Annotated in this window: 4 protein-coding genes; all 4 read left to right on the top strand. The window is 72.2% G+C overall.

From position 1 onward, the window contains the following. Nucleotides 1–327, top strand: a 327-nt coding sequence (locus tag PROKR_RS11930) for a hypothetical protein (RefSeq protein ID WP_036963451.1), incomplete at its 5' end; no start/stop codon positions are given. A gap of 125 nt (nucleotides 328–452) precedes the next feature. Continuing rightward, nucleotides 453–755 carry a hypothetical protein gene (locus PROKR_RS11925; RefSeq protein WP_036963450.1) on the top strand — a complete coding sequence of 101 codons (303 nt, stop codon included), beginning with the start codon at nucleotides 453–455 and terminating at the stop codon, nucleotides 753–755. Nucleotides 756–1,003: 248 nt separating this feature from the next. Further along, nucleotides 1,004–1,645 carry a hypothetical protein gene (locus tag PROKR_RS11920; RefSeq protein WP_036963449.1) on the top strand — a complete coding sequence of 214 codons (642 nt, stop codon included), beginning with the start codon at nucleotides 1,004–1,006 and terminating at the stop codon, nucleotides 1,643–1,645. Nucleotides 1,646–1,830: 185 nt separating this feature from the next. After that, nucleotides 1,831–4,089 (top strand): glycoside hydrolase family 97 protein (locus PROKR_RS11915; RefSeq protein ID WP_051432907.1); only part of this gene is annotated, 2,259 nt, incomplete at its 3' end.

The following is a 4,089-nucleotide window of genomic DNA, read 5'->3' as shown; positions in this document are numbered from 1 at the left end:
GAGGCGGCCGGTCCCCCTGTGCCCGCCGCCGGCCCGCCCGCCGGGGCCGCGACGTCCGGCTACGCCACGGTGACCGACGAGGGTGCGTCCTCGGCCACGGGCCCGGGTGCGATCGTGGTCGGGGCCGACGGGTTCGACGACGTGTCGATCCGCAGCCGCGGCCAGCGCAACATCGTCACCTACGACGACTCGAACGTCGTGATCGGGGGTTCCGGCCCGGTCAACACCCAGATCGGCGACAGCGACACCGGGGGCGCCGTCGTGATGGGCGTGCACGGCTCGGACGTGCGGGCGGGGTGCGAGGGCGACCTCTGCTACTCCGACTGATGCCGGGGTCGCCCGCCGCCGCACCACGACAGCGGGCGACCCTGCCCACCGGTATAGCCGTGGCCGCCCCGCGGACCTACGCTGGAGAGGTACCCCTTCCGCGACGACGACGTGGCGGTGCCACCATGGTCTGGTCGTTCCTGACGCGCCCGAAGCCGGCGCCCGACCCGCTGGTGACCCTGCGGCTGCAGGCTCGCCTCGGGCAGCTCGCGGCCGAGCTGCGCCACGTCGAGGAGGACCCCGGCCTGTACGCCCGCGCCCACCACTGGTTCGCGGTGCAGGGCGCGTACGACGCGCTGCTGCGCGAGGCGTGCCGACTCGCCGACCTGCCCACGGACGCCGACCCCCTGCGCGCGGACGAACGCTCCGCGGCCGACGAACGCCTGCGGGAGGAGCTGGAGCTCAGCTCCCGCGGCTGGTCGTGGTGAGGCCCCGGCGCGGGCGGACGATCAGGCCGGGGCGGCCTCGCCGGCCCACGCTCGCAGGCCGCGCATCGCCGCAGGCCGTCCGGCCCGGTGATGCGCAGATCGCGGCGTGCTCCGCCGTCCGCACCCGAGGTTCTGTTCAGCCCACGAGCTCCCGCCCGCAGGAACGCGCTTGAAACGTTGCAGCCTCGTGGCTTGAACACAACCTCGGCAGTCGGCCGGCGAGAACGAGGGAGCACTAAGGTCAGGGCATGTTCCCCTGGCTAGAGATCGCCGGCTGGGTCGGCTCCGCGCTCGTCGTGCTGTCGCTGACGCAGGCGCGGGTGTTCCGCTTCCGCTGGCTCAACCTGACCGGCTCCCTGATCGCGACCACGTACAACGCGATCCTCGGGATCTGGCCGTTCTTCGCGATGAACGCCGCGATCAGCCTCATCAACATCTACTGGCTGCGCCGCCTGACCCGCGAGCGCCACGACGCCGCCGTCTACGAGGTGGTGGAGGTGGCGCCGGACGACGCGTACCTGCTGCACGTGCTGCGCACGCACGCGGCGGACATCGCGGGCTTCGCGCCGGGGTTCGTGGCGCAGCCGGAGCCGGGCGAGCAGCGGTCGGCGTTCCTGGTGCAGCGCGGCGACGAGACCGTGGGCGTGGTGGAGGTGCGCGACGCCGGGAACGGCGCGGGTGTCGTCGAGCTCGACTGGGTGTCCAAGCGGTTCCGCGACCTGACTCCGGGCGAGTTCGTGTACCGGCGCAGCGGGATCTTCGCGGCCAAGGGGTTCGACCGGGTCGTGGTGCCGCACGCCGCGCAGGGCGAGCAGGCGTACCTGCGCGGCGTGGGCTTCCGCCCGGAGGGCGACACGTGGGTGCGGGAGGTCACTGCCGGCTCGGGGTGAAAGCTCCGCCGCGCCTTGACAGTGCACAGCGCCGCTGGGAAAACTCACTTCTGCCGCTGGTCTGCATCGAGGCAATCCGGCGCTGCCGACACCGACGTCCGGGAGAGAACGTGCACCTGCCCTCAGGCAACCGAAACAGCGGCAGACCGCGAGACCCGCGCAGACGTCGCCAGGCGCCGGCCGCGGTGGCCGCCGCCCTGGCGATCCTGCTGCCCGCAGTCGTCGCGACCGCGGCCCCGGCGGCCGCGCAGGACACGGCGCAGGAGGCCGGAGCGCTCGCCGGCTGGACCGTGTCCTCGCCGGACCGCTCGATCGAGGCGGCCGTCGACGTCGTCGACGGCACCCTGATGTACCAGGTCGTGCGGGACGGGACCACCACCGTCGTCGCGCCGTCGGGCCTGGGGCTCACGCTGCGCGAGCCCGCGGTGGACCTGACCGAGGGCCTGGCCGTCACCTCCACCCAGCGCGACGTCGTCGACGAGACCTGGACGCCGGCCTGGGGCAACGACGCCCGGGTGCAGAACCACGCCAACGAGCTCACGGTGCACGCCGTGCACGAGACCTCGGGCGTCGAGCTGGACGTGGTCTTCCGGGTGTTCGACGACGGCGTCGGCTTCCGGTACGTCTTCCCGGAGCAGGACGCGCTCGGCGACGGCGTCGTCGTGTCCGGCGAGACCACGCAGTTCGCGCTGCCCGCCGACCTCACGGCGTACTCCATCCCGGCGGGCACGCGATGGAGCGCGGACGAGCAGCACTACCGCACGCAGCCGCTGCCCGACGTCGCCTCCGCGCAGACACCGATCACGATGTCCCGGGATGACGGCCTCTTCCTGGCCCTGCACGAGGCGGCCCTGATCGACTTCCCGAGCATGACGGTGGTCCGCGGCACGACGCCGGGCACCCTCGTCTCGGACCTCATCGCGCTGCCGAACGGCGACAAGGCCGTGATCGACGTGGACGCGGACGGTTTCGGCACGCCCTGGCGCACGCTCACCGTGGGCCGGAGCGCGGACGACCTCGCAGCGTCGCACCTCATCGAGAACCTGAACGCCCCGTGCGCCATCTGCGACGTCGACTCCGACGACGACGGCGCCGCGGACACCACCGACTGGATCGACCCCGGCACGTACGTCGGGGTGTGGTGGGAGCTGCAGCGGCGCGACACCACCTGGAACGCCGGGCCCAAGCACGGCGCCACCACGGCGCGCATCAAGGAGTACGTCGACCTGGCCGTGGAGTCCGGCGCCAAGTACGTGCTGGCCGAGGGCTGGAACCAGAACGCGGGCGGCGAGTGGAAGGGGCAGGACTTCGTCACGCCCCAGGCCGACGTCGACATCGACGAGGTGCTGGCGTACGCCAAGGAGAACGGCGTCGGGTTCATGGCGCACAACGAGACACGCGGCTACGTCGACTACTACGACGCGCACATGGACGAGATCTTCGACCAGTACCAGGAGTGGGGCATCCACGCCCTGAAGACGGGGTACGCCACGCGGTTCGAGCTGGGCGGCGTGAACCGCAGCCACTACGACCAGGAGGCGGTCAAGCACTACCAGCGGGTCATCGAGTCCGCGGCCCGGCACGAGATCTCGATCAACGCCCACGAGGCCATCAAGCCGACCGGGCTGTCGCGCACCTACCCCAACATGATGACGGGCGAGGGCGTGGCAGGCATGGAGCAGCACAACTACATGGGCGCGAGCGGCAACCCGCCCGAGCAGGCCACGATCCTGCCGTTCACCCGGTGGATGGGCGGGCCCGCCGACTACACGCCGGGCGTGCTGGCCGTGACGTGGGACCCGGCGAACCTCAAGACCCGCGTGCAGACCACGACGACGGCTCAGCTCGCGCTCTACCCGACGTTCTCCAGCCCACTGCAGATGCTGGCCGACACCCCGGAGAACTACGCCGAGCACGCCGCGGCCTTCGCCTACCTCAAGGACATGCCGACCGTCTGGGACGAGTCCCACGTGCTCGACGCCGTCCTGGGCGACCACACCGTGACGGCGCGCCGCAGCGGCACCACCTGGTACCTCGGGTCGGTCACCGACGAGAAGGACCGCACCGTCCAGGTGCCGCTGGAGTTCCTCGACGAGGGCACCACCTACGTGGCCGACGTCTACGCCGACGCCGGCGACGCCTCCTGGAAGGGCAACCCGACAGCCGTCGAGGTGACGCACTCGCTGGTGGACTCGACCGACACGATCTCGGCCTCCATGGTGGGCGGTGGCGGACACGCCGTGAAGCTGCGGCCGGCCACGCCCGAGGACCTCGCGGACCTGTCCGACTACGCGCCGCCGGTGTTCACGCTGGAGGCGGCGCCGGAGGTCGCCTACGACCCGACGGCCGGGACCGTGACGGTCACCGCGACCGTCCACAACGACGGCACCACGGCGGCGCAGGCCCGGATCGCCGTCGACGGCGAGACCGTCGGCGCGGCGGCG

The sequence above is a fragment of the Promicromonospora kroppenstedtii DSM 19349 genome (genome assembly GCF_000515355.1).
Taxonomy (GTDB): domain Bacteria; phylum Actinomycetota; class Actinomycetes; order Actinomycetales; family Cellulomonadaceae; genus Promicromonospora; species Promicromonospora kroppenstedtii.
This window is presented reverse-complemented; position numbering and strand designations above follow the sequence as displayed.

What these genes read in the sequence shown, in the direction of transcription:
- PROKR_RS11925 (WP_036963450.1), top strand. Translation starts at nt 453, where the DNA reads ATGGTCTGGTCGTTCCTGACGCGCCCGAAGCCGGCGCCCGACCCGCTG.
- PROKR_RS11920 (WP_036963449.1), top strand. Translation starts at nt 1,004, where the DNA reads ATGTTCCCCTGGCTAGAGATCGCCGGCTGGGTCGGCTCCGCGCTCGTC.